This is a genomic window from Flaviaesturariibacter aridisoli (assembly GCF_004343705.1).
Lineage (GTDB): Bacteria > Bacteroidota > Bacteroidia > Chitinophagales > Chitinophagaceae > Flavisolibacter > Flavisolibacter aridisoli.
On sequence record NZ_SKFH01000004.1, the window covers coordinates 130530 to 151597 of the forward strand.

Sequence of the window (21068 nt, forward strand, 5' to 3'; positions counted from 1 at the left end):
AAGCAAAAAAGTTTAGTGTCCGCCGGATTGGGTTACATCGTAGTCGATGCCCTGGCCTTTCAGAATGGCCTTGGCACGGACCGCATAGAAGGCAAGATACGCGAAGCAGGCTACGCCCACCAGATAAGATAGTTGGATGCCCAGGTGCTCGGAGCCTGCCAGCCAGCCCTGGAGGCCGGCTACGAGGCCGCCGCCCATGATCATCATGATCAGGAAGCTCGAACCTTTGTTGGTATGACGCCCCAGGCCGGCGATGGCCAGCGTGAAGATGCAGGGCCACAGCGTCGAGCAGAAAAGACCTACCGAGATAAAGGCATACACCGATACCATCCCGTCGGCCAGCATGCCGATGATGAGGGCGGTGATACCGAGCAGCGAGAAGATCAGCAGCTGCCGCGCGGGGTTACCGCGGCTCAAAAGGTCGCCGATGATGAGCGCGAGGATCACGACGGCATACACATAGAAAGGAGTGATGTCGTGGTTGGCGATCTTGTTGACCAACAGGAAAACGCCGAAGGCGAGGTAGGGCATGATAAAGCGGAGTATCGATTTGGCGCCGGCACCAACGCCGAAGGCGCCTACCGATGCCGTCCAGCGGCCCATCATGAGCGAGGCCCAGAACAGGGAAACAAAAGGCGCAATCCGCTCGGTGGGGAAGGGGCGTCCGTCGGTGCCGGCCACGTGCTGCTTCATGAACTCAGGCAGGTTGGAAGCGGTGGAAACTTCCACGCCTACATACAGGAAGATGGCCACCATGCCCAGTGCGAGCTGGCCGTAGCTGAGCGCGCTGCGGCGTCCCGAAAGCGCGGCCGGCTGTGCAATATCGGTGGGTGTAGCCACGCGGCTGTCCGCCAGGTCCACATCGCTTTTCGTTTCCGTATCGAGGTCGATCTTGTTGGGCACCGACGACACCTTAAAGATGATGGCCACCATAATGAACAGGGCACCGAGAATGAGGTACGGCGTTTTTACCGCGCTGATGTCGGCCACGCCGGAAGAAGCCGTCACCGAACCGAAGATGGCGAAGCTCACCAGCAATGGGCCGATGGTGGTGCCGAAATTGTTGACGCCGCCCGCCATGCTGAGTCGCTGCGAACCGGTCCGTGGATCGCCCATAACGATGGCAAGCGGGTTGGCCGCCGTTTGCTGCAGCGAAAAGCCGAGACCTACAATGAACAGGCCCGAGAGCATGAGGCCGAAGGAGGCGTTGTTGGCCGCCGGGTAAAAGAGGAGTGTGCCCAGCGCCGAGATCACCAGGCCGAGCGCAATGCCGTTCTTGTAACCGATGCGGTTGAGCAGGTCGCCGCCAAAGAGGCTGCTGACGCCGTTGTAAATCAGCGCCCCGACCGTGTAGGCCACGTAAAAAGCGACCGCTACCAGCTGTGACTGTCCCTGCGTGAGGTTGAGCTTTTCTTTGAATACGGGAATGAGAATGTCGTTACTGGCAGCCACAAAGCCCCAGAAGAAGAACACGGAAACGAGCACGCCGAACTGAGACCATCGGGTTTGCTGATTCATAAGATTGGTTTCGGTTTTTAAAGGGCTGAAAATAGGACTTATTTGCTTACGCGATCCGAACGTGGGAACGTTGTTGAAAAACGGTTGTTCCTTCAGGTGGCACTTGTTTTTCCCCTAATTTCAAACCGCATTTGAAGCTATGGAGATAATACATGTATCGGCGGAATGTTACCCCGTGGCCAAGGCCGGCGGGCTCGGCGACGTTGTGGGCGCCCTGCCCAAGTACCAGGCAGGCCTCGGGCAGGTGGCCAAGGTGGTGATGCCGATGTACCGCACGAAGTTTTTATATGCCAACGAATTCGAGCTCGTACACGAAGGCGGGCAACTCCTCGGCGAGCACTATTTCAACTACGCCGTCATCAAGGAAAAGACCAACACGCTCGGCTTCGATCTCTACCTCGTAGACATCAACGGGCTGCTGGACCGGGAGAAGGTGTATGGCTACGACGACGATACCGAACGTTTCCTGGCCTTCCAGATCGCCGTGTGCGACTGGATGAGCAAATGGGAACACCAGCCCGACATCATCCACTGCCACGACCACCACACGGGACTTATCCCGTTCATGCTCCAGAATTGCTACGCCTTTCAGCGCCTTGCCAATATCCCCAGCATTTTTACCATCCACAATGCCCAGTACCAAGGCTGGATCGGCTGGGAGCGGAGCAACTTGCTGCCGGCTTACGACAGCTGGAAATGGGGCATGCTTGACTGGAAGGACACGATCAACCCGCTGGCCTCCGCGGTGCGCTGCGCCTGGCGCGTGACCACCGTTAGCCCGACGTATATGGAAGAATTGCGTCAATCCGCAGCCGGCCTGGAAGACCTCATGAATTATGAACGCGGCAAATGTGTGGGGATCCTCAACGGCATCGATACGGAGGTGTGGGATCCGCAGACCGACCCGATGCTGGTAAAAAATTACAACGACAGCACGGCGCGCGAGGGCAAGCGGAAGAACAAAAAAGAAATTTGCGAGCGCTTCGGCCTCGATAAAAACAAGCCGCTCTTCGTGTTCATCGGGCGCCTGGTCGGTGAAAAAGCCGCCGACGTGCTGCCGGAGGCCATCCGGCAATCGATTTACCAATACCATGGGGCTGCCCAGTTTATGGTGCTCGGCTCGGGCGAAACGGCTGTGGAAAACACGCTGGAAACGATCAAGTACCAGTTCCAGGGTTATGTGAACACCTTCATCGGCTACAACGAAGCGCTGAGCCACCTCATGTATGCCGGGGCCGACTTCCTGCTCATGCCCAGCCGCGTGGAGCCCTGCGGGTTGAACCAGCTCTACGCACTGCGCTACGGCACTGTGCCGATGGTACGCAATACCGGTGGCCTCCACGATACGGTGCGCGATTTTGGCGACTGGCAGGGCTACGGCATCCGCTTCGACCAGGCCAGCGCCGGCGACATCGTGTATTCCGTGGGACGGGCGCTGCGGTTGTACAACGACCAGACCGAGCTGCTGCACTGGATGCAGAGCTATATGATGCGGCTCGATTTTTCATGGAATTCGTCCGCCCGCGCCTATTTGGAGCTCTACGAATCGGCACGGGGCTGAACCCTTATTATTCAAACCATAAACGATCTAAAGACAGGCTATGAAAGAAATGCTCTCTGTGATTTTGGGTGGCGGCGCCGGAACCCGGTTGTATCCGCTCACTGCCACGCGTTCGAAGCCCGCCGTACCCATCGCCGGTAAATACCGGCTCGTCGACATCCCCATCTCCAACTGCCTCAACTCCGGCATCAGCCGCATGTTCGTACTCACGATGTACAACTCGGCATCGCTCAACCGTCACATCAAGAACACGTATCACTTCAGCGCCTTCAGCAGCGCCTTCGTGGACATCCTGGCGGCCGAGCAAACGCCCGACAACTTCACCTGGTTCCAGGGCACTGCCGACGCCGTGCGCCAGAGCCTGCGCCACATCCGGCCTTTCCCGGCCGAGTACGTGCTGATCCTCTCCGGCGACCAGCTGTACCAGCTCGATTTCGTACGGATGCTCGAAGAGCACAAGCAAAAAGGCGCCGATATCACCGTGGCCACGATCCCGGTGACGGGCCGGGAAGCGTCGGAGTTCGGCATCCTGAAAACGCAGGAAGGCATGATCAGCTCTTTCATCGAAAAGCCGAAGAGCGGTCTCGAAGACTGGGTGAGCGATACCGGCGACGAAATGCGCGCTTCCGGCCGTGAATACCTGGCCTCGATGGGCATCTACATTTTCAACCGCAACCTCCTTTTCGACATGCTCGAAAAGGAATACGCGGAGTCGACCGACTTCGGCAAAAACATCATTCCCGATTCGATCAACAAATACAAGGTGGCCTCGTTCCAGTACGAAGGCTACTGGGAGGATATCGGCAACATCCGGGCGTTCTACGAAGCCAACCTGGCGCTGACGGACGACCTGCCGGCCTTCAACCTGTTCGATAACTCGAAGGCCATCTACACCCGCGCACGCATGTTGCCCCCAGCCAAGATCTCCGGCACCCAGCTCGATAAAACCCTGATCGCCGAAGGCTCGATCATCAGCGCGAAGCATATCGAAAACTCCATCGTGGGCATCCGCTCGCGCATCGGCGAAGGCAGCACCATTATCGGCTCGTACCTGATGGGCAACGACTACTTCGAAACCCTCGAAGACATCGCGCACGACCAGCAGCACGGTCTGCCCGTGCTCGGCATCGGCGCCCGCTGCCATATCCAGAATGCGATCATCGACAAGGATTGCCGCATCGGCGACGACGTGCGCATCACCGGCGGCACCCACCTCGAGGACGGCGACCACCCGCTCTATACCATCAAGGACGGCATCGTTGTGATCAAGAAAGGATCCGTGCTGCCCAACGGGTTCACACTGGGCGCGTAGCACGCAGATAGCGCGGTTAGCGCAGATCAACAAATTCGCTACAAAAAAACCATCGCTTTGCGGTGGTTTTTTTATCCGCGTTTTCTGCGCGATCCGTATGCCGAATCAGAATTGTGTCTTGAAAACACAATAGTTACCAATTACTTGCTAACTTTCGGCAATCAAGAATTGATTGCTTATGGCTGCCAACACACCGCTTGCTACCGGGACGCAGAAACCGCGTTTGTCCCTTTCCCAGATCATAAACATGAGCGTCGGCTTTTTCGGGATCCAGTTTGGCTGGGACCTGCAGCGGGCCAATATGGGCCCTATTTATAAAGTGCTCGGGGCGAATGCCGACGACATTCCCTTACTGTTTCTCGCCGCCCCGCTCACCGGCCTGCTGGTGCAGCCGATCATCGGCTACCTGAGCGACCGGACCTGGCACCCGCGTTGGGGCCGCCGCCGACCCTACTTCCTCATCGGCGCGATCCTGAGCTCCATCGCCCTCATCCTCATGCCCCATAGCGCCACGCTCTGGATGGCCGCCGGCCTGCTGTGGGTGATGGATGTGTTCGGCAACGTGGCCATGGAACCCTTCCGCGCTTTTGTGGCCGACAAGCTACCCGACAGCCAGCTGAACCGGGGCTTCGTAATGCAAAGCCTTATGATCGGGCTTGGGGGCAGTGTCGCCTCCTCGCTGCCCTGGGTGCTGCGCAACTGGTTTGGCCAGGCCAATACCGCGGAAGCCGGAATCATCGCCGACAACGTCAAGTACTCGTTTTACATCGGCGCTTTCTTCTTCCTGGCGGCCGTATTGTGGACCGTGTTTACTACGAAAGAATACCCGCCATCCGATGTGGCCTATAAAGACAAGGTTCAGGAAAGCAACAAAGGATTTGGGGGCGGCCTGGGTGAGATCATCGATGCAATCCGCAACATGCCATCGCGGATGCGCGCGGTTTCGCTGGTCCAGTTTTTTACCTGGCCGGGACTCTTCCTCATGTGGTTTTATTACTCGCTGGCCGTAGCCTACCACGTTTTCGGCGCCAAGTCGGAAACGGATCCTGCGTTCGGCAACGGCAAGGACTTCGCCGGGTTGACCCTGGCGTTTTATAACGTTGTCACATTTCTCTTTGCCTTTATTCTCCCTTCGATTGCCGACCGCCTTGGTCGCAAAACGACCCACGCGCTCTGCCTGTTGGCGGGTGCCGCGGGCCTGATCAGCGTAGCCTTTGTGACCAACAAATACATGCTCTATGTGTGCATGACCGGTGTGGGTATCGCCTGGGCGAGCATCCTTTCGATGCCCTACGCCATGCTTGGCGGTGTGCTGCCGCCGAAGAAAATCGGTATCTACATGGGTATCTTCAACTTCTTCATTGTGCTCCCCGAGATCATGGCTTCGCTGGGCTTCAAGTGGCTCATGAACAATGTGCTGCACAACGACATGCTGCTCGCCGTGCAGCTTGGTGGCGGGCTGATGATCCTGGCAGCGGCCATCTGTTTCTTTATGATCAAGGAAACAAAAGGCGGCTCGGTGGAAGACCCCGAAGTAGCCGAAATGGAAATACTCGAACAACGCTCTGTTTAATATGAACAAGAACCTGCTATTAGGATGCGCGCTGCTCTTTTCGGGCAGCGCTGCTTTTGCCCAGAAGCTGCAACTCGACGGCGTTTACCCGACCAACTGGTGGGTGAACATGAAAAACCCCAGGCTCCAGCTGCTGCTGCGCGGTAAAGACGCCGCGAAGTATACGTACAGCATCAGCGACCCGCGGGTGCAGCTGCAAAAAGCAACCCCTGCCGAAAATGCCAACTACGCTTTCCTCGACCTCGTGGTAAAGCCGGGTGCGAAGCCGGGCATTGTGAAGGTGAACTGGAAAAAAGGCCCGGAAAAGGGCTCCTTCGACTACGAGCTCAAAGCCCGCCGCGGCGGCAAGGGTACCCGCTACGCGCAAGGCGTCCGCTCCGAGGATTTTATCTATTTCCTGATGCCCGACCGGTTTTCGAACGGTGATTACAGCAACGACCGCGTGGCGCATTACAAAGACCAGACGCTCAACCGCGACTCGATGTATCACCGCCACGGCGGCGACCTGCAGGGGGTGATGAATCACCTCGACTACATCCAGGACCTGGGCGCTACCACGGTATGGCTCACGCCGGTGCTGGAAAACGACATGCCCAACCGTACCGAGCATGGATACGCCATCACCAACCACTACCAGGTGGACGAACGCTATGGCGGCAACGCTGCCTACCTGCGCCTCAGCGATGCCATTCACCAGCGGGGCATGAAACTGATCCAGGACGCCGTGCCCAACCACAGCGGCCTCTGGAACTGGTTTGTGCAGGACGCGCCCATGAAGGATTGGCTGCACCAGTGGCCTTCCTACCAGCAAACGAACTATAAGGACCAGACGCTGATGGATCCCTATGCCGCCCCGAAAGAGGCGCGGATCATGGAGAAAGGCTGGTTTACCCACCAGATGCCCGATATGAACGAGGGCAATCCCTACGTGGCCAACTTCCTCATCCAGCACGCCCTCTGGAGCGTGGAGGCGTTCGGCGTGGACGGATGGCGCGTGGATACGTATATCTACAACGACCTGAATTTCATGAACCGCTGGAACGCCGCCCTGTACCAGGAGTACCCGAAAATGACCATCTTCGGCGAAACCTGGGTGCACGGCGTGGCCAACCAGGCTTATTTCGTAAAGAACAACATCAGCAACATTCCCATCAAGAGCAACCTGCTGGGTGCTACCGACTTCCAGCTGCTGTTTTATGGCATCCAGCCGGCGCTGAACCAGGCCTTCGGCTGGACCGAAGGCGTGAACAAGCTCTACTCCACGCTGGCCAACGACTTCCTGTACCAGGATCCGATGAACAACGTGGTGTTTCTCGACAACCACGACATGACCCGCGCGCTTTCCAGCTTCGGCGAAGACGTGGACAAGCTCAAAGTGGGACTGGGCTGGCTGCTCACCACGCGCGGCATCCCGCAGCTGTATTACGGTACGGAAGTATTGATGAAAGGTGTGTCTAATCCTGATGGCCTCGTGCGCGGCGATTTCCCCGGCGGCTGGAAGGGCGACTCCCTCAATAAGTTTACCGCTGCCGGCCGCATTGGGCGTGAAGCCGAAGTGCACAACTGGGTTAAGACCATCGCCAACTACCGCAAAGCTTCCACCGCTCTCAAGACGGGCGCCTTCATGCAATACCTGCCGCAGGATTGGGTGTACACCTATTTCCGCTACGACAAGAACAGCACGGTGATGGTGATCATGAATACGAGCACCGACGAAAAAACGGTCGATCCGCACTACTTTACGGAGCGCGTCGCCGGGTTCAACTCCGCCAGGAGTATCACGGGCAATGGGTCGATGAGCCTTACCGAAAAATGGAAAGTTCCGGGCAAGTCGATCTGGATCCTCGAACTGGGGAAATAGCACAGCTAACGCGGATTGCACAGATCAATTGAATCCATGAAAACGCCCATCGCTTTGCGATGGGCGTTTTTATATCGTTCCAGGCGTTCGCTAGATGGTGAAGTTGACGACCATCTTAGAACCGTAAGTACCCCATTCGCGGAGGATGTCTCCGAGCTGCTTCATCAGCGCTGCACGGGTCATTTTTTTGCCCTTTGTGGCGGGCTTTACCTGGCTCATTGGGATGTCGAACACGTCTACCTTGGTGGCGAACCAGGTGGTGTGGAGGCGTGGAATGCCCATGCCCAGGATCATACCCGGCAGGCCATGTACTCCCTCCGGTCCGCCCGGGATCATGATCTCGTCGGTATAAAAGGCGAAGATCGCCACGCTGTCGTCGAGGATGCCCACGGCCTTGCGGCACTCGAAGCCGGCAATGACGCGCGTGTCGGAGGTGATCTTCCAGTTAATCTTCGAGAGCGAGTCTTCCACCAGGAAGGTTTCGTCGTACACGGGCTTTTGCGACACGGTATGCTGCGCTGCAAAGTCGGTATACACCACGTTCTTATCGGCTACGGGACGGTAGAACATGCGTGGGTCGAGGCTCGCTTCCTTGCCCGGGCGAAACAGCGAGCGCGTGCTGTCGCCGATGAATTCATGATACGTAGTCACCGATTGCGGGAGGCGGTCCTTGATGCGATCGAACCATTCGGCGTTGAGTTCCTTGTAATAGGCGGGCACGTTGACCGTGCGCTCGTATTCGATCTTGACCTGGCCGAAAAAGCGGGTCTGTGCGCCGGCGCTCAGCGCCGCAAAGAAGGAGAGGATAAAAAGTAGTTTTCTCATGGTATGCAGTTATTTGGCAGCGCCGGCGCCGGTTTTGTTGAACTGCCATTCGAGGCGCAGCATGAAATAGCGGGCGATGCGGTTGTAGCGCTGCTCGTTGATGAAGTTGCTGTCGAAGTTGCGGTCGAAGCCCACGTTCTGGTTGAACAGGTCGTTCACCGTGAGCTTCAGCTGCAGGGATTTGTCCTTCATGAACTTGCGGGCCAGGTAGCCGTTCACCAGGTAGTTGTTGGGGGTGTTGGAGAAACCGGCCACTTGCTGGCGGATGTCGATGCGGGCGTTCACGTTCAGCTGCACTTTCCAGGGCAGTTCCACAGTGGCCCCGAGATCGCCGCCATAGGTGAAGTAATTGACATGCGGCAAACTGGTCGACTTCGAAATGTTGTAGGACACTTCGGGGCCGGCCGATACCTCGAAATGTTCGTCCCAGCGGTAGCTCACATTGGGGTTAACATTCGTGCCGTAGCTGTTCGTTACGTTCTCCAGGCCATTGACGAAGTTGACGCGCCGGCCGCCGTTGCTGCTCAACTGCACGCCGTAGCTCAGTTTTTTGTTACCGCGGTCGCGGCTCCAGTTGCCCCAGAACCACAGGTTGCGGTTGCCGTTGACGTTCACCGGCTGGCGCGTTTGCTTGCCCGTGGCGGTGTCGAGCGTGGTGAGGAAAGCAATGTCGTTGCTGATGATGTTGTAGCTCAGGCTGGCATACATCCACACATTCTTCAATGGCTTCGCTTTGTTGAAGCCCACGTTGATGCTGTGGTTGAAGCCGACCTTCAGATCGGGGTTGCCCAGGAACACGTTGAGGGGATCGTTGTTGTCGCGGATCGGTTGCAACTGGTCGATGGTCGGTTGCTTCGTATTGCCCCGGTAGCTGAGGTTGATGCCCGTTTGCGGCTTCGGACTGAAGTTGATGCCCGCCTGCGGGGTCAGGTTGAGAAAGCGATAGTCGGTCACGCGGCCGGAAAAAAGATCGTTGAGTCGCAGGCGAACGCCCGACACGCCCGAGCCGATAGCGGCACGCCACTTTTTGTACACATATTTCATCGTGGCCGAACCGTTGTTCGAAAAGGCATCCAGTTCAAAGTTGTTGCTGAACACCGTGTCTAGGTTCTCGTACTTGCCGTTGTTGGTTTTGTTGTAGGTGTTGCGGTACGACTCCGACGTGTTCTTGTTGTAGCCGTACTCCAGCACCAGGTTCCACCGCTTGTTCAGTGGCTCCAGGTAGCTGAATTTGAAGCCGAAGCTGCGCGAAGCACCGTCGATCTTCCGCATCTGGTCAATAACGGCCATCGAATCAACGGCATTACGGAAAAAGTGGTTGTCGGAGCGGGTGAGGCCGCGCTGTTCGTCCTGCACAAGCCCGTGGCGGAAGGTGCCGATGAGCAGGCGCCCTTTCTTTTTAAAGGCCCGGCGCAATACGAGTTGCTGATCAAGCTGGTAGCGGGTGGTGGTGTTCGTCCGGTCCTGGTTGCTGTAGTTGATGGTGTCGCCGGCGTCGTTGAGGAAGTGGCTGTAGGTGTTCGAGCCGGTCTCCGAAGCCTTGAAGGTGCCTCCGACGCTGTATTTGAGGGTAGTAAGCGAATCGAGTTTCCATTCGTATTTCGCGTTTACAACGTGCTGGCGGGTAACTCCGCGCGTGTCGGTGTTGATGTACCGCGAACTACGGCTGCCCTGGAGGCGGTTTTGCGTGGTCGTGACCGAGTTGTTGACGTTGCCCAGCTGGTTGTAGCGGTAGGAGAGGTTTACGTTTTGCTTTTCCTTATCCCACCTGTTGCTGAACTGCGCACCGCCGGCCCAGGCGTCGGGGTAGCCGCGCAGGCTCCAGTCGTTGAACACATCGTCGTTGTCGCCGAAGTACATGTAAAAGCCCGTGAGCTCATCGTATTCCGTGTTGTTGTCCAGCCCCAGCTTCTGCCGCGCGTTCCAATCGAGCGAGCCCGTATTGACGTTGCTGCGGTTGGCATAAACCGATACCTTTCGCTTGCCCGTAAACCGGTTGAGCATGGTGCGGGCTTCCAGGAAGCGGTTGAAGTCGGTGCCCACCTGTACGTTGCCGAAGCCGCCGCGCTTCTTATCTTCCTTCAGCTTGATGTTGAGCGTCTTTCCTTCATTGCCGCTGCTGCCTACGCTTTTAAGGTTGTCCTGCTCGGTACGGGTGTCGAACACCTGCACTTTGTCCACGATCTTGGCGGAGAGGTTTTGCGTGGCCATCGTCGGATCGTCGCCGAAGAATTCTTCGCCGTCCACGAGCACTTTGTCTACGCGCTTGCCCTGCGTGGTGATCTCGCCCTTGGCGTTCACCGAGAAGCCGGGCAGGCGCTTCAGCAGGTCTTCCACTGTTGCCCCTTCCTTTACGTGGAAGGAGTCGGCGGCAAACTCGGTGGTGTCGCCCTTGATACGGATGGCCGCAGCCGTGCGGATGATCACTTCCTGCAGAAGCCGGCTCTTCGGCGTGAGCGCCAGCTGACCCATGTCGACGTCGCTGTCTTTCACGTCGACGTTCTCGGCCAGGTCGGCAAACTTGGGATAAGTAATCAACAGTACATAGGAGCCGGGGGCCACGCTGCGGGTGCGGAACTTCCCGTTGGCATCGCTGCGGGTGAACGTGACCAGCGAACTATCTTTTTTGTTCAGGAGGGTTACCGTTGCGTTGGCCGGGTTGTTGCGGGCGGTAGTGTCGCGCAGGGAGCCCGTTACCCGGTACTGGGCCTGTCCGGCCATCGCCGCCAGGCAAAGCAGTAGCAGGCCAAGGATTCTTTTTCTCATGCAGTAAGTTTTCAACAGTGTGTGTTACCGTCGGTTTGGTTGGAAGCGTTAAGGTAACTTTACCCGTATCGCCAGCTACCCGGCCCGCCCTGTTTTGGTATTAATTTAACAATTACGAAAAGCTTCGCACAAGGTATCATGGAAACCAGACCCGTCAAAGCCGCTCATCAAAAAACCACTGCACCCGGGGGCGATCCGGCGGACGCCGCGCCGGTGCAGCGTTATGAAGACGCCAATTTCGTGGATACGGAGAATTCCGTCTGGAACTATTCGGTTCTTTACGACAACGACGTGCAGACCTTCGGCGCCGGCACCCACTACACCTTGTACGAAAAGTTCGGCTCCCGGGCGATGGAAGTGCTGGGACGCGCCGGCTTCTATTTTGCCGTCTGGGCGCCCAACGCCACGGCGGTATCCGTGGTCGGAAATTTCAACGACTGGCAGGAGCGGGCGCACCCGCTCTACCCGCGCCTGGACCGCAGCGGCATCTGGGAAGGATTTATCCCCGACATCGGCAAGGGTGAATTGTATAAATACCATATCACCGGCTACCAGGGCCGCGTGACCGTCAAGGGCGACCCCTTTGCGAATTACTGGGAAAAACGCCCCGCCACTTCGTCCATCACCTGGAGCTTCGATTATGCCTGGCAGGACGAAGAGTGGATGCGCAACCGCGAAAAGCACAACGCCCTCGATGCTCCGTGGAGTGTGTACGAAGTGCACCTGGCCAGCTGGATGCGTCCCGACCCTTCGGATGAAGAAAGCTATAACGACTACTGGATGATCGCCGACCGCCTCGTACCCTACGTGCAGGACCTGGGCTTCACGCACGTGGAGCTGATGCCGGTGATGGAGCATCCCTTCGACGGCAGCTGGGGCTACCAGTGCACCGGCTTTTTTGCGCCGACCTCGCGCTTCGGCACGCCCGAGGGGCTGATGTACCTCGTGGACAAGCTGCACGCCGCGGGTATCGGCGTCATCCTCGACTGGGTGCCCTCGCATTTTCCCTACGACGCGCACGGCCTCTTCCTGTTCGACGGCACACATACGTATGAGTATGCCGACATGCGCAAGGGTTTTCACCCCGACTGGAATTCGTACATCTTCAACTATAAGCGCGGCGAGGTGAAGTCGTTCCTGATCAGCAGCGCCCACTTCTGGTTCAGATACTTTCACATCGACGGCATTCGCGTGGACGCCGTTTCCTCGATGCTGAAGCTCGATTACTCACGCGGCCAGGGCCAATGGGAACCCAATGAATTCGGTGGCAACGGCAACCTGGAGGCCATTGCCTTCATCAAGGATCTGAACGAAACGATCTTCCGCGACTTCCCCGACGTGCAAACGATCGCCGAGGAGGCTACGGACTGGCCGGGCGTATCGAAGCCGACTTTCGCCGGCGGCCTGGGTTTCGGCATGAAGTGGATGATGGGCTGGATGCACGACACGCTCGACTACTTCAAGTTCGACCCGATCTACCGCAAGCACCACCAGGACAAGTTCACCTTCAGCATGATGTACTTCTTCGACGAGAACTTCATGCTTCCGCTGAGCCACGACGAGGTGGTGCACGGCAAAAGCCCGATGCTGTACAAGATGCCCGGCGACGAGTGGCAGAAGTTTGCGAACCTGCGTACGCTCTATACGTATATGTGGACGCATCCCGGTGCGCGGCTCCTGTTTATGGGCAACGAGTTCGGACAAACCTCGGAATGGAACTACAAGTCGGAGCTGGATTGGAGACTACTCGAGTTTGCCCCGCACAAGGGGCTGCAGCTGTGCGTGCGCGACCTGAACCGGATCCTGAAGGCCGCGCCGCCTCTGTTTTGCAACCAGTATCGCGCGGAAGGCTTTGAATGGATCGACCTGAACCACCGGGACGAATGCGTGGTGGCCTACCGGCGCAAGGGAAAGAAAAAGGGCGACGAGCTGCTCGTTTTACTGAACCTGAGCCCGGAGCCGCGCTGGAACTGGTCTGTGGATGTGCCTGGCAAATACTTTAGCAAAGAGCTCTTCAATTCAGATGCACCGCACTACGGCGGGGCGGGCGACGTTTTCAACGAAAAGATCCCGCGAAAGCTCATCGATAAAGAGACGAATACCTGGCGACTGACCCTGCATTTGCCCCCGTTAGCCGGACTCATCCTTAAATAAACCACTTCAGCCGACAGAATGGCTGACCGGTCGTTTTTTAACAGGAAAAAGAAAACGGGATTTTCTAATTTAGTGCGACCCTATGAGTTTAACCCGTTCCGACGTAAAAAAACGAAGCATACCGCCCATGCGTAAACTGTTCCTGACCGCCCTGACCGGCCTCTTTTGCGCCACTACTTTTGCCCAGACCGACAGCGCCGCGTATTACAGCGACAAGGGCGCCCAGGAATGGCTGAAAGGCCGTGTTTTGGTGGCTTACAAGCTGTTCGACTCCGCCTACAGCTATAATAAAACGGATAAAAAGGTCGTTGGCGACCTGGCCAAAGCGCTCATGGCGCTGCGCCGCTACCCCGAAGCACGCCTGCGCTACCTGGAGCTCGAAAAGCTCGGCGACCAGTCGGCCGATACCTACAACCAGCTGATGACCCTTTCATTTAACATGCGGCAGTTCCCGGAGGCGGTGAAGTATGCGCAGTTGCTCAAGGGCGTCGATCCCAGCGTTAAGGTGGCCTACTATATCGGCAAGGCCCAGTACGACGATGAGAACTACGGCGAAGCGATCAAATACCTCAATGAAGCCGCCAAGGAAGACCCGTCGAACGCCCAGGTGCCGTACCTCGTGGCCCGCGCGTATGCCGACATGAACAACAACAAGCTTGCGATTCCTTATTTTATCAAGGCCCTCGAGCTCGAGCCCAAGAATACCCGCTGGATGTACGAAACGGCGCTCATCTACTACGCGATGAACGATGACAAGAACTCGCTGAAGTATTTCGAGCTGGCCATTGACAACGGTATCCGCCAGGACAATGAATTCAAGGAGAACCTGGCCATCGCTTACCTCAACAACAAGCAGGTCGACAAAGGCCTCGCCATCCTCGAGGAAATGGTCCAGCGACGCCCGGCCGACCTCACCCTGCTCAATATGATCGCAGAGGCCAACTATGATGCGAAGCGCTACGAAGCGGCCATCGACTACTGGGATAAAATGCTGGAGTTGGACAAGACCAATGCACCGGCCCTGTATATGATCGGCATGAGCTACCAGAAGAAAGGGGAGAAGGCCAAAGGGCAGGCCCTTTGCGACAAAGCCATTGAAATGGACCCCCAGCTCGCCCGCAACCGGCAGAAAATGGAAATGCCGGGCATGTAAACGCACACAGCGTACCCCGAACTCACAAAAACAGATTAAACAAAAGGCTCGCCGTGCGAGCCTTTTGTTATTGAAGATGCAAGGATGAAAACCTGTCGATACCTATCGATACTTTAGTCGATCCGGATCTCGTCCGCAAAAATCCAGGCCTTCGTACCGGCGCCGGGCTGGCCTTCGGGGATGATGCCGTAGTTGCGGGCGAACACCCGCACGTAGCGTGCAGCTGTGGGCGGGAAGCCAACGGTGATCCAGCCCTGCGTCAGGTTGGGATCGTCTTTGACAAAGGTTTGCCCGGTGCCCACGGTGCGGAAGTTCTGACCGTCATCAGACACCTGTATTTCTACGGATTGCGGCAGGTAGATCCAGGACCCGTTCTGGTCGAGCGTGTGCAGCGCGACGGTGCTGATCGATTGGGTACGATCCAGGTCGATGGTGGCGTCGATGTCGCCGCCGAGAAATCCGAGCCAGTCGGTGCTGGCCAGCCCTTTGGCCGACTTGATGCCGTTGACCAGGCTCAGTGCGCCCAGTCCCGGGTAATTGCGGCTGGGCGAGCCTACAAGGGTCGCTTTGTGGGCCGTGGCCTTATTGAATTGAAAGTTGAAAGCGAGGCGATGCACCTGTTTCCTGTCGGGTGTCAGCAGGGCAACCGTAATCGAGTCGCTTTGGCGCACCAGGATGCCATCGCGGTAGGTCTGCAGGGGCACCGTATTCTGGTTAACCGCGTTCCGCGTATACACAATGGTCGGGTTGGCAAGCCGGGTACGAAAGCGGAGCATAAGTCCGCCGTTCATCGAATCGCGCTGCAGGTCGGGCTGCAGGTTGTAGTAGGCCCGGCTGGCGGTCCAATGCATCCGGTCGTACCGGGCAAAGAGCCTTGGCAGGCGCTGCTCGAACGAGGGCCAGTTGCGTTTTTCCTTCGGGGTCCACAACACTTCACTCAGCGCCGCGAGGCGCGGCAGGATCATGTATTCCACCTTGGCGGGGTTGGTCATGTATTCGGTCCACACGTTGGCTTGCCCGCCCAGGATATAGCGGTGAAAGGCGCTGTCCAATGTCCGCGGGACCGGCTCGAACGCATACACCGAATCGACCGGGTTATAGCCGCCCCATACCAGTGAATCATCGGGCTTTGCCTGGGCATAGTCGAAGTACACCGGTTGCGTCGGCGACATCACGACGCCATGCCGCTGCTTCGCCGCTTCGGCGCCCCCGCGCTGGCCCTGCCAGCTCATAACAATGGCGTTCGGCGATAGTCCTCCTTCCAGGATCTCGTCCCAGCCGATGATCTGCTTTCCCTTGCTGCTGACGTAATTGTCGATACGCCGGATGAAATAGCTCTGCAGCTCGTGTTCGTCCTTGAGTCCCTCTGCCTTCATACGCGCCTGGCAATGCGGGCAGCGCTTCCAGTTCGACTTTGGCGCTTCATCGCCGCCGATGTGCACATAGCGGTCGGGAAAGAGGGACAGCACCTCGTCGAGCACAGCTTCGAGGAATTGAAACGTAGAATCTTTACCGGCACACATGATATCGTAAATAACACCCCAGGTTTCCTGCACCTGCTTCGGTTTGCCGGCGGCCTGTGCGCGCTTGCTACCCTCGGAAGGCCAGGAGGCGATCTGCGTCGGCTCCGCCGGGAAACAGCTCAGGTAGGGGTACGCTGCAATCGCCGCGGAGGCATGCCCGGGCATTTCGATCTCCGGGATCACCGAAATGTATCGCTCCCGCGCATAACGGATTACTTCCCGTACTTCCTCCTGCGAATAGTAACCGCCGTAGCGGAGATTGTCGTTGCCCGTACCGGGATAGCGCCCCACAATGGTGCCGTGCCTCCAGGCTCCGGTGGCCGTCAGCTCCGGAAACTTCCGTATCTCGATGCGCCAGCCCTGGTCGTCGGTGAGGTGCCAGTGAAAGGTATTCATCTTGTGCGCCGCCAGGATATCGATATACGTTTTGATAAACGATACCGGGAAGAAGTGCCGGCACACGTCGAGATGCATCCCGCGGTAGGCAAAGCGGGGATAGTCGGCAATGGAAAGCTGTGGCAGGGAAAGTTTGGAATTGGCAGGTTGGAGTTTATAGTTGGCGGTAACGCCGGTGGCCTTGGTCTTCGACTTGCCCGGCTTTTCCTTCACCTTGACTTCTTTGGCGCCTGCCGTTTGGGCAGCCGCAGCTGGCGAAGCGGCAGGGGCGGGGAGTAGCTGGATCAGCGTCTGCAGTCCGTAAAAAAGCCCGGGGTAGGTGTCGCCTTCCACGCGGACACCCTGTCCGTCGATCAACAGCCCATACCCATCCTTGTCGGGCGCTTTGATAAAACGGCGGGTTACGAAACGGACCGCCGGACTGCTTGCCTCTTTGGCCGTTTTCAGGCGGAAACCGTAATACCGCTGCAGGTAATCATTGAACAGCGCGGCGATACGGGCTTCTTCGGCATCGCGCGCCACCAGCATAGTGGCCGGCGACAACGTAAAGGTGCCGCGGCCCATCCGTAGATCTACGGGTTGCGGCACGAGGGCAGGCGTTTGCGCAAGAAGCGCGCTTGAAAGCAGGAGGCTGAATGCGGCCAGCAGGCATCGTATCATGGTTCCGGGTTTGATGCCCGGAAATTAGCTATTTCTGGTTCACCGGCGTCTCGATGAGCACGAACTCTCCGGCGTCCAGGACATTAATATCGATGCGGTCCGTGTTCCAGATCCCGAGCGCATCCCGCGCCGGCACTTCGTGGCCGGACAGGTCGTATCGGCCGCTGATCGCAAAAAAGAACAGGCATTTGTTGGCCGGGTTGAATGTATGGGGCACCCTGGAGCCTGCGTCGAAGAGCCCGAGGCGGAGCGTTGCATTCTGGTTGATCCAGCAATGCGCGGCGCCTTCTTCCGGCGACACGATCGTAGTGAGCGTATTCCTGCGGCGCTCTTTAGGAAAATGCCGGAACTGGTAGCGTGGGTCGATGTTCTGCTGCTTCGGCTGGATCCAGATCTGCAGGAAATTTACCGGGCCCTCGCCCACATTGTATTCCTCGTGGCGCAGGCCGCTGCCCGCGCTCATGATCTGCACCCAGTCTTCCTGCACGGTGTTGCTGTAGCCCAGCGAGTCTTTGTGATTCATGCTTCCCTGCAGCATCACCGAAACGATCTCCATGTTCTTGTGCGGGTGCAGGCCGAAACCCTTGCCCGTCTCTACGAAATCGTCGTTAAAGGCCAGCAGCGTTCCAAAGGCCGATCGCGTGGGGTCGGCAAAGTCGCTGAAGCTGAAAAAGAAGTTACTGCGCAGCCAGCCGATGTCTTTAACGCCGCGCTGTGCGGCCGGTAAGGGGTGTACGTTCATAGTCGCGTGTTGATGCCCTGTTTTCTCATCACCGGCGGAACGGGCAACGCCGCCGGTTATTTCCATTCCGCTTCAGCACGTCGGAATTCGTTCTTTAACCCGGCATACTGCACGCGCAGCTGTTCCAGCTCACCGCGCAGCCCGGTGTGGTTGTCCATCCGCACGCTGTCGAGGCCCATCCCAGACATAGCGCGGGCGAAATCAGCCAGTTGCTCCTCGCTGCCCCGCAGTCCGAGCTTCAGCAAGCGGATCGCTGCGCGGTGCCGGGAAAATCGTTGCCGGAATGGTTCGGATTGCACCCGAGCGGGATCATGGGCATACCGGTCGAGGTGCTTTTCGAAAATACAGAGCTCCTGCTCGTGAAAGTGAAGTTCATTCATCCATTGCTGGTATTCCCGGTGTAGGTCGGTGACGGTTGTGGAAGGATACATAACGCGCAGTTTTGTGGTCCAAAGAGCCGCAAATCCGCGCGAACTTTCCCTGACACAGCTACCGCCGGCGCCTGATTCCCGTCAACTCTCTAGAACGCCCATGCGGCCGGACTCGTAGTCGAGGATCGCCTGCTTGATCTCGCCGGGATAATTCATCACAAAGGGCCCGTAGGAAACCATCGGCTCATCGATCGGCGCGCCGGCCAGGAGCAGCAGGTAGCCTTCCGATTGCGCTTCGAGCAGCACGGTGTCGCCATCGTGGCGAAAAACAGCCGTCTGCCGGTCCGTCACATCTGTCCCGCCGGCCCGCACAGCGCCTTTCAGCACGTAAGCCAACGCGTTCCATCCTTGTGGCACGGGCACTTCGATCTTTCCGGCACCATCAAAATGCACCATGAGCGCAAGGATGGGCGTGAAGGTGGATGCCGGCCCGGTATTGCCCTCAAACGTACCGGCTACTACCTGCATCCGGAAGCCGTCGCGCTCTACCACGGGTATCGAGGCACGCTTGATGTCCTGGTATTTCGGCGGGGTCATCTTTTCGGCGCGGGGCAGGTTCACCCACAGCTGCACCAGTTCCATGCGGCCGCCTTCTTCGGCGAATGCCGCGGAGGGCCCCTCGCTGTGAATGATCCCCGAGCCGGCGGTCATCCACTGTACGTCACCGCTTTCGAGGTAACCCTCGGCGCCGGTACTGTCCTTGTGGTGCAGCTTGCCGCTAAACAGGAACGTGACCGGCTCGAAACCGCGGTGCGGGTGCGGGCTGAGACGTGCCTGCAAGGCGCCGGGCGCGTGCTGTTGCGGGCCCGCATGGTGGAGCAGGATGAACGGGCTGATTGCTTCCAGTCCGTTGGTGGGAAACGGTTGCGCTACTTTGAAAGCCGGCCCCACATTCATGTGCACCAGCTCTGTATGTTTTTGGGCAGTACGTATGTTCATGATGATTGTTTTTATTGGGGTTCCGTTTTGCGCGGCACACCGTAAGATCAGTTCATCGGGACTTCCATCAGCAGTATCTCCGCATCGCTGTCGGCTTGCAGCGTTAGCGTGGCGGCGCCGGTAATGCCCAGGCCATCGCGGCGGTTGAGCAATACTTCATTGACCACAACGTCACCGGAAAGCACGAAAGCATACACGCCATGGGCAGGGTCTTTCAGGTCGTAGGTCAGTGCGGTGCCCTTTTCGAGGCGGCCGAGGTGAAACCAGGCATCCTGGTGGATCTGCACGCCGCCGCCATCGCTTCCCAGCGGTGAAAGCACGGTCTGGAGGCTGTTCCGGCGGTCTTCCGAAGCAAATGATTTCTGGTCATAACGCGGCTGCACGTCGCGTTTATTGGGGAAAACCCAGATCTGTAAAAACTTGACGGGGTTGCTGCTGCTGGCGTTCTTTTCCGAGTGCACCACGCCGGTGCCGGCGCTCATTACCTGCACGTCGCCCTGTCGGATGACGGTGCTGTTACCCATATTGTCGCCGTGCTCGAGGTCGCCCTCCAGCGGGATGGAAATGATCTCCATGTTGTCGTGCGGATGCTTACCGAAGCCCATGCCGGCCGCAACGCTGTCGTCGTTGAGCACGCGGAGCACACCAAAGTGCACGCGCTCGGGATCGTGGTAGCCGGCAAAGCTGAAGGTATGCCAGGAGTCGAGCCAACCGTGGTTGGCATGGCCGCGGGTAGCGGCTTTATGCAAGATGGTCGTCATTGTTAAGTAGTTTATTCGTCTAATGGTCTATTGGTCTATTGGTAACTTGTACGGCGCAAAGCCTACTCATTACTCATTACTCATTACTCATTACTCATTACTCATTACTGCTTCAGGCTTCCACTTTCGCTTCCACCACTTTCTCGGCCAGCCAGAGGAATTCGTTGAGGAAGAGGTCCACGCTCTTCTCGAAGGCCGGGTCGATCAGGTTGCCTTCGGCGTCGAACTTCTTATCCACCTGCGGCGTAACAAGCATATAGGGTGAGGGGATGCCGAAGAGCGCCATCACGAATTGCTGCAGCTGCATGGCGGCGCGGATGCCACCGAGGGCGCCAGGAGAGGCCGTGGCCAGGCCGAACACCTTGCGCTGCTGCTTCGGGAAGTGGTCGAACAGGTTCTGCATGGCCGGCGAGTAGGAGCCGTTGTATTCGGGCGTGACGATGATGAACGCGTCGGCGGCGAATATCCGGCGGGCTACCGGGCGCAGGGCTTCGGGAGCGGCATCGGGGCTTGTAAATACGGAGTCGAGGATCGGGAATACGTTTTCCTTCAGGTTGATAATACCCACCTCGTGCTCGCTGCGGCTCTCAATGGCGCCTTTCAGGTGCAGGGCCACACGATGCGTTACGCTATTTTGACGGGGACTTCCAGATACGATTTCGATTTTCATAATTCAAATTTAAGCATTTTCGATGTTTAAACATCAAATTTAATTCCAAGGTCTTTTAGCTGAAAAAATGGCAGACGGTATCTTTAGCCCAAACAAAAAGAATGCTTGATCGCCGCCGGTTCCTGCAAAACTCTGTGCTGACCAGTTTGGGTTTACTCTTTCGTCCAACAACCTGGGCCGCACCTGGTTCACTGCCGGCAGGAAAGCCCATCGTGGTCTCAAC

Annotated in this window: 15 protein-coding genes; 6 read left to right on the forward strand and 9 right to left on the reverse strand. The window is 57.7% G+C overall.

Annotated elements, in window-relative coordinates; genetic code table 11:
- Positions 1 to 12 precede the first annotated feature (12 nt).
- Positions 13 to 1518 (reverse strand): MFS transporter, encoded by a 1506-nt coding sequence (locus E0486_RS04465; RefSeq protein WP_131850939.1) that lies wholly within the window; start codon positions 1516 to 1518, stop codon positions 13 to 15.
- Between the two features lie 139 nt (positions 1519 to 1657).
- Here E0486_RS04465 and E0486_RS04470 point away from each other — a divergent pair, with 139 nt between their 5' ends.
- The 4 genes from E0486_RS04470 to E0486_RS04485 all read left to right on the forward strand — a co-directional run bounded on the left by E0486_RS04470 (position 1658) and on the right by E0486_RS04485 (position 7825).
- Positions 1658 to 3079, forward strand: a complete 1422-nt coding sequence (locus tag E0486_RS04470; protein WP_131850940.1) for a glycogen synthase — start codon at positions 1658 to 1660, stop codon at positions 3077 to 3079.
- A gap of 40 nt (positions 3080 to 3119) precedes the next feature.
- Positions 3120 to 4391, forward strand: coding sequence for a glucose-1-phosphate adenylyltransferase (locus tag E0486_RS04475; RefSeq protein WP_131850941.1), 1272 nt, complete (start codon positions 3120 to 3122; stop codon positions 4389 to 4391).
- 247 nt (positions 4392 to 4638) lie between these two features.
- Positions 4639 to 5964 (forward strand): MFS transporter, encoded by a 1326-nt coding sequence (locus tag E0486_RS04480; RefSeq protein ID WP_243697372.1) that lies wholly within the window; start codon positions 4639 to 4641, stop codon positions 5962 to 5964.
- Between the two features lies 1 nt (position 5965).
- Positions 5966 to 7825 carry a glycoside hydrolase family 13 protein gene (locus E0486_RS04485; RefSeq protein ID WP_131850943.1) on the forward strand — a complete coding sequence of 620 codons (1860 nt, stop codon included), beginning with the start codon at positions 5966 to 5968 and terminating at the stop codon, positions 7823 to 7825.
- A 90-nt stretch (positions 7826 to 7915) separates the two neighbouring features.
- On the opposite strand, the gene E0486_RS04490 is transcribed toward E0486_RS04485, so the two are convergent.
- Together E0486_RS04490 and E0486_RS04495 are read right to left on the reverse strand one after the other, a co-directional pair.
- On the reverse strand, positions 7916 to 8650 hold the full coding sequence (locus E0486_RS04490) for a GLPGLI family protein (RefSeq protein ID WP_131850944.1): 735 nt from the start codon (positions 8648 to 8650) through the stop codon (positions 7916 to 7918).
- 9 nt (positions 8651 to 8659) lie between these two features.
- A complete protein-coding gene (locus E0486_RS04495; protein ID WP_131850945.1) occupies positions 8660 to 11416 on the reverse strand; it encodes a TonB-dependent receptor in 2757 nt (918 codons plus the stop codon).
- Between the two features lie 138 nt (positions 11417 to 11554).
- Here E0486_RS04495 and glgB point away from each other — a divergent pair, with 138 nt between their 5' ends.
- Together glgB and E0486_RS04505 are read left to right on the forward strand one after the other, a co-directional pair.
- Positions 11555 to 13570, forward strand: coding sequence for a 1,4-alpha-glucan branching protein GlgB (glgB, locus tag E0486_RS04500; protein WP_131850946.1), 2016 nt, complete (start codon positions 11555 to 11557; stop codon positions 13568 to 13570).
- 127 nt (positions 13571 to 13697) lie between these two features.
- Positions 13698 to 14723: a tetratricopeptide repeat protein gene (locus tag E0486_RS04505; RefSeq protein ID WP_165917191.1), complete on the forward strand. Its 1026-nt coding sequence runs from the start codon at positions 13698 to 13700 to the stop codon at positions 14721 to 14723.
- 113 nt (positions 14724 to 14836) lie between these two features.
- Here E0486_RS04505 and E0486_RS04510 read toward each other — a convergent pair whose 3' ends face one another.
- The 6 genes from E0486_RS04510 to E0486_RS04535 all read right to left on the reverse strand — a co-directional run bounded on the left by E0486_RS04510 (position 14837) and on the right by E0486_RS04535 (position 20845).
- Positions 14837 to 17302, reverse strand: a complete 2466-nt coding sequence (locus tag E0486_RS04510; protein ID WP_131850948.1) for a glycoside hydrolase family 20 protein — start codon at positions 17300 to 17302, stop codon at positions 14837 to 14839.
- A gap of 28 nt (positions 17303 to 17330) precedes the next feature.
- Positions 17331 to 18044 carry a pirin family protein gene (locus tag E0486_RS04515; RefSeq protein WP_131850949.1) on the reverse strand — a complete coding sequence of 238 codons (714 nt, stop codon included), beginning with the start codon at positions 18042 to 18044 and terminating at the stop codon, positions 17331 to 17333.
- 56 nt (positions 18045 to 18100) lie between these two features.
- Positions 18101 to 18475, reverse strand: a complete 375-nt coding sequence (locus tag E0486_RS04520; RefSeq protein ID WP_131850950.1) for a hypothetical protein — start codon at positions 18473 to 18475, stop codon at positions 18101 to 18103.
- Positions 18476 to 18556: 81 nt separating this feature from the next.
- Positions 18557 to 19414: a pirin family protein gene (locus tag E0486_RS04525; RefSeq protein ID WP_131850951.1), complete on the reverse strand. Its 858-nt coding sequence runs from the start codon at positions 19412 to 19414 to the stop codon at positions 18557 to 18559.
- Positions 19415 to 19461: 47 nt separating this feature from the next.
- A complete protein-coding gene (locus tag E0486_RS04530) occupies positions 19462 to 20175 on the reverse strand; it encodes a pirin family protein (protein ID WP_131850952.1) in 714 nt (237 codons plus the stop codon).
- Between the two features lie 112 nt (positions 20176 to 20287).
- Positions 20288 to 20845 (reverse strand): NADPH-dependent FMN reductase, encoded by a 558-nt coding sequence (locus E0486_RS04535; protein WP_131850953.1) that lies wholly within the window; start codon positions 20843 to 20845, stop codon positions 20288 to 20290.
- Positions 20846 to 21068: the final 223 nt, after the last annotated feature.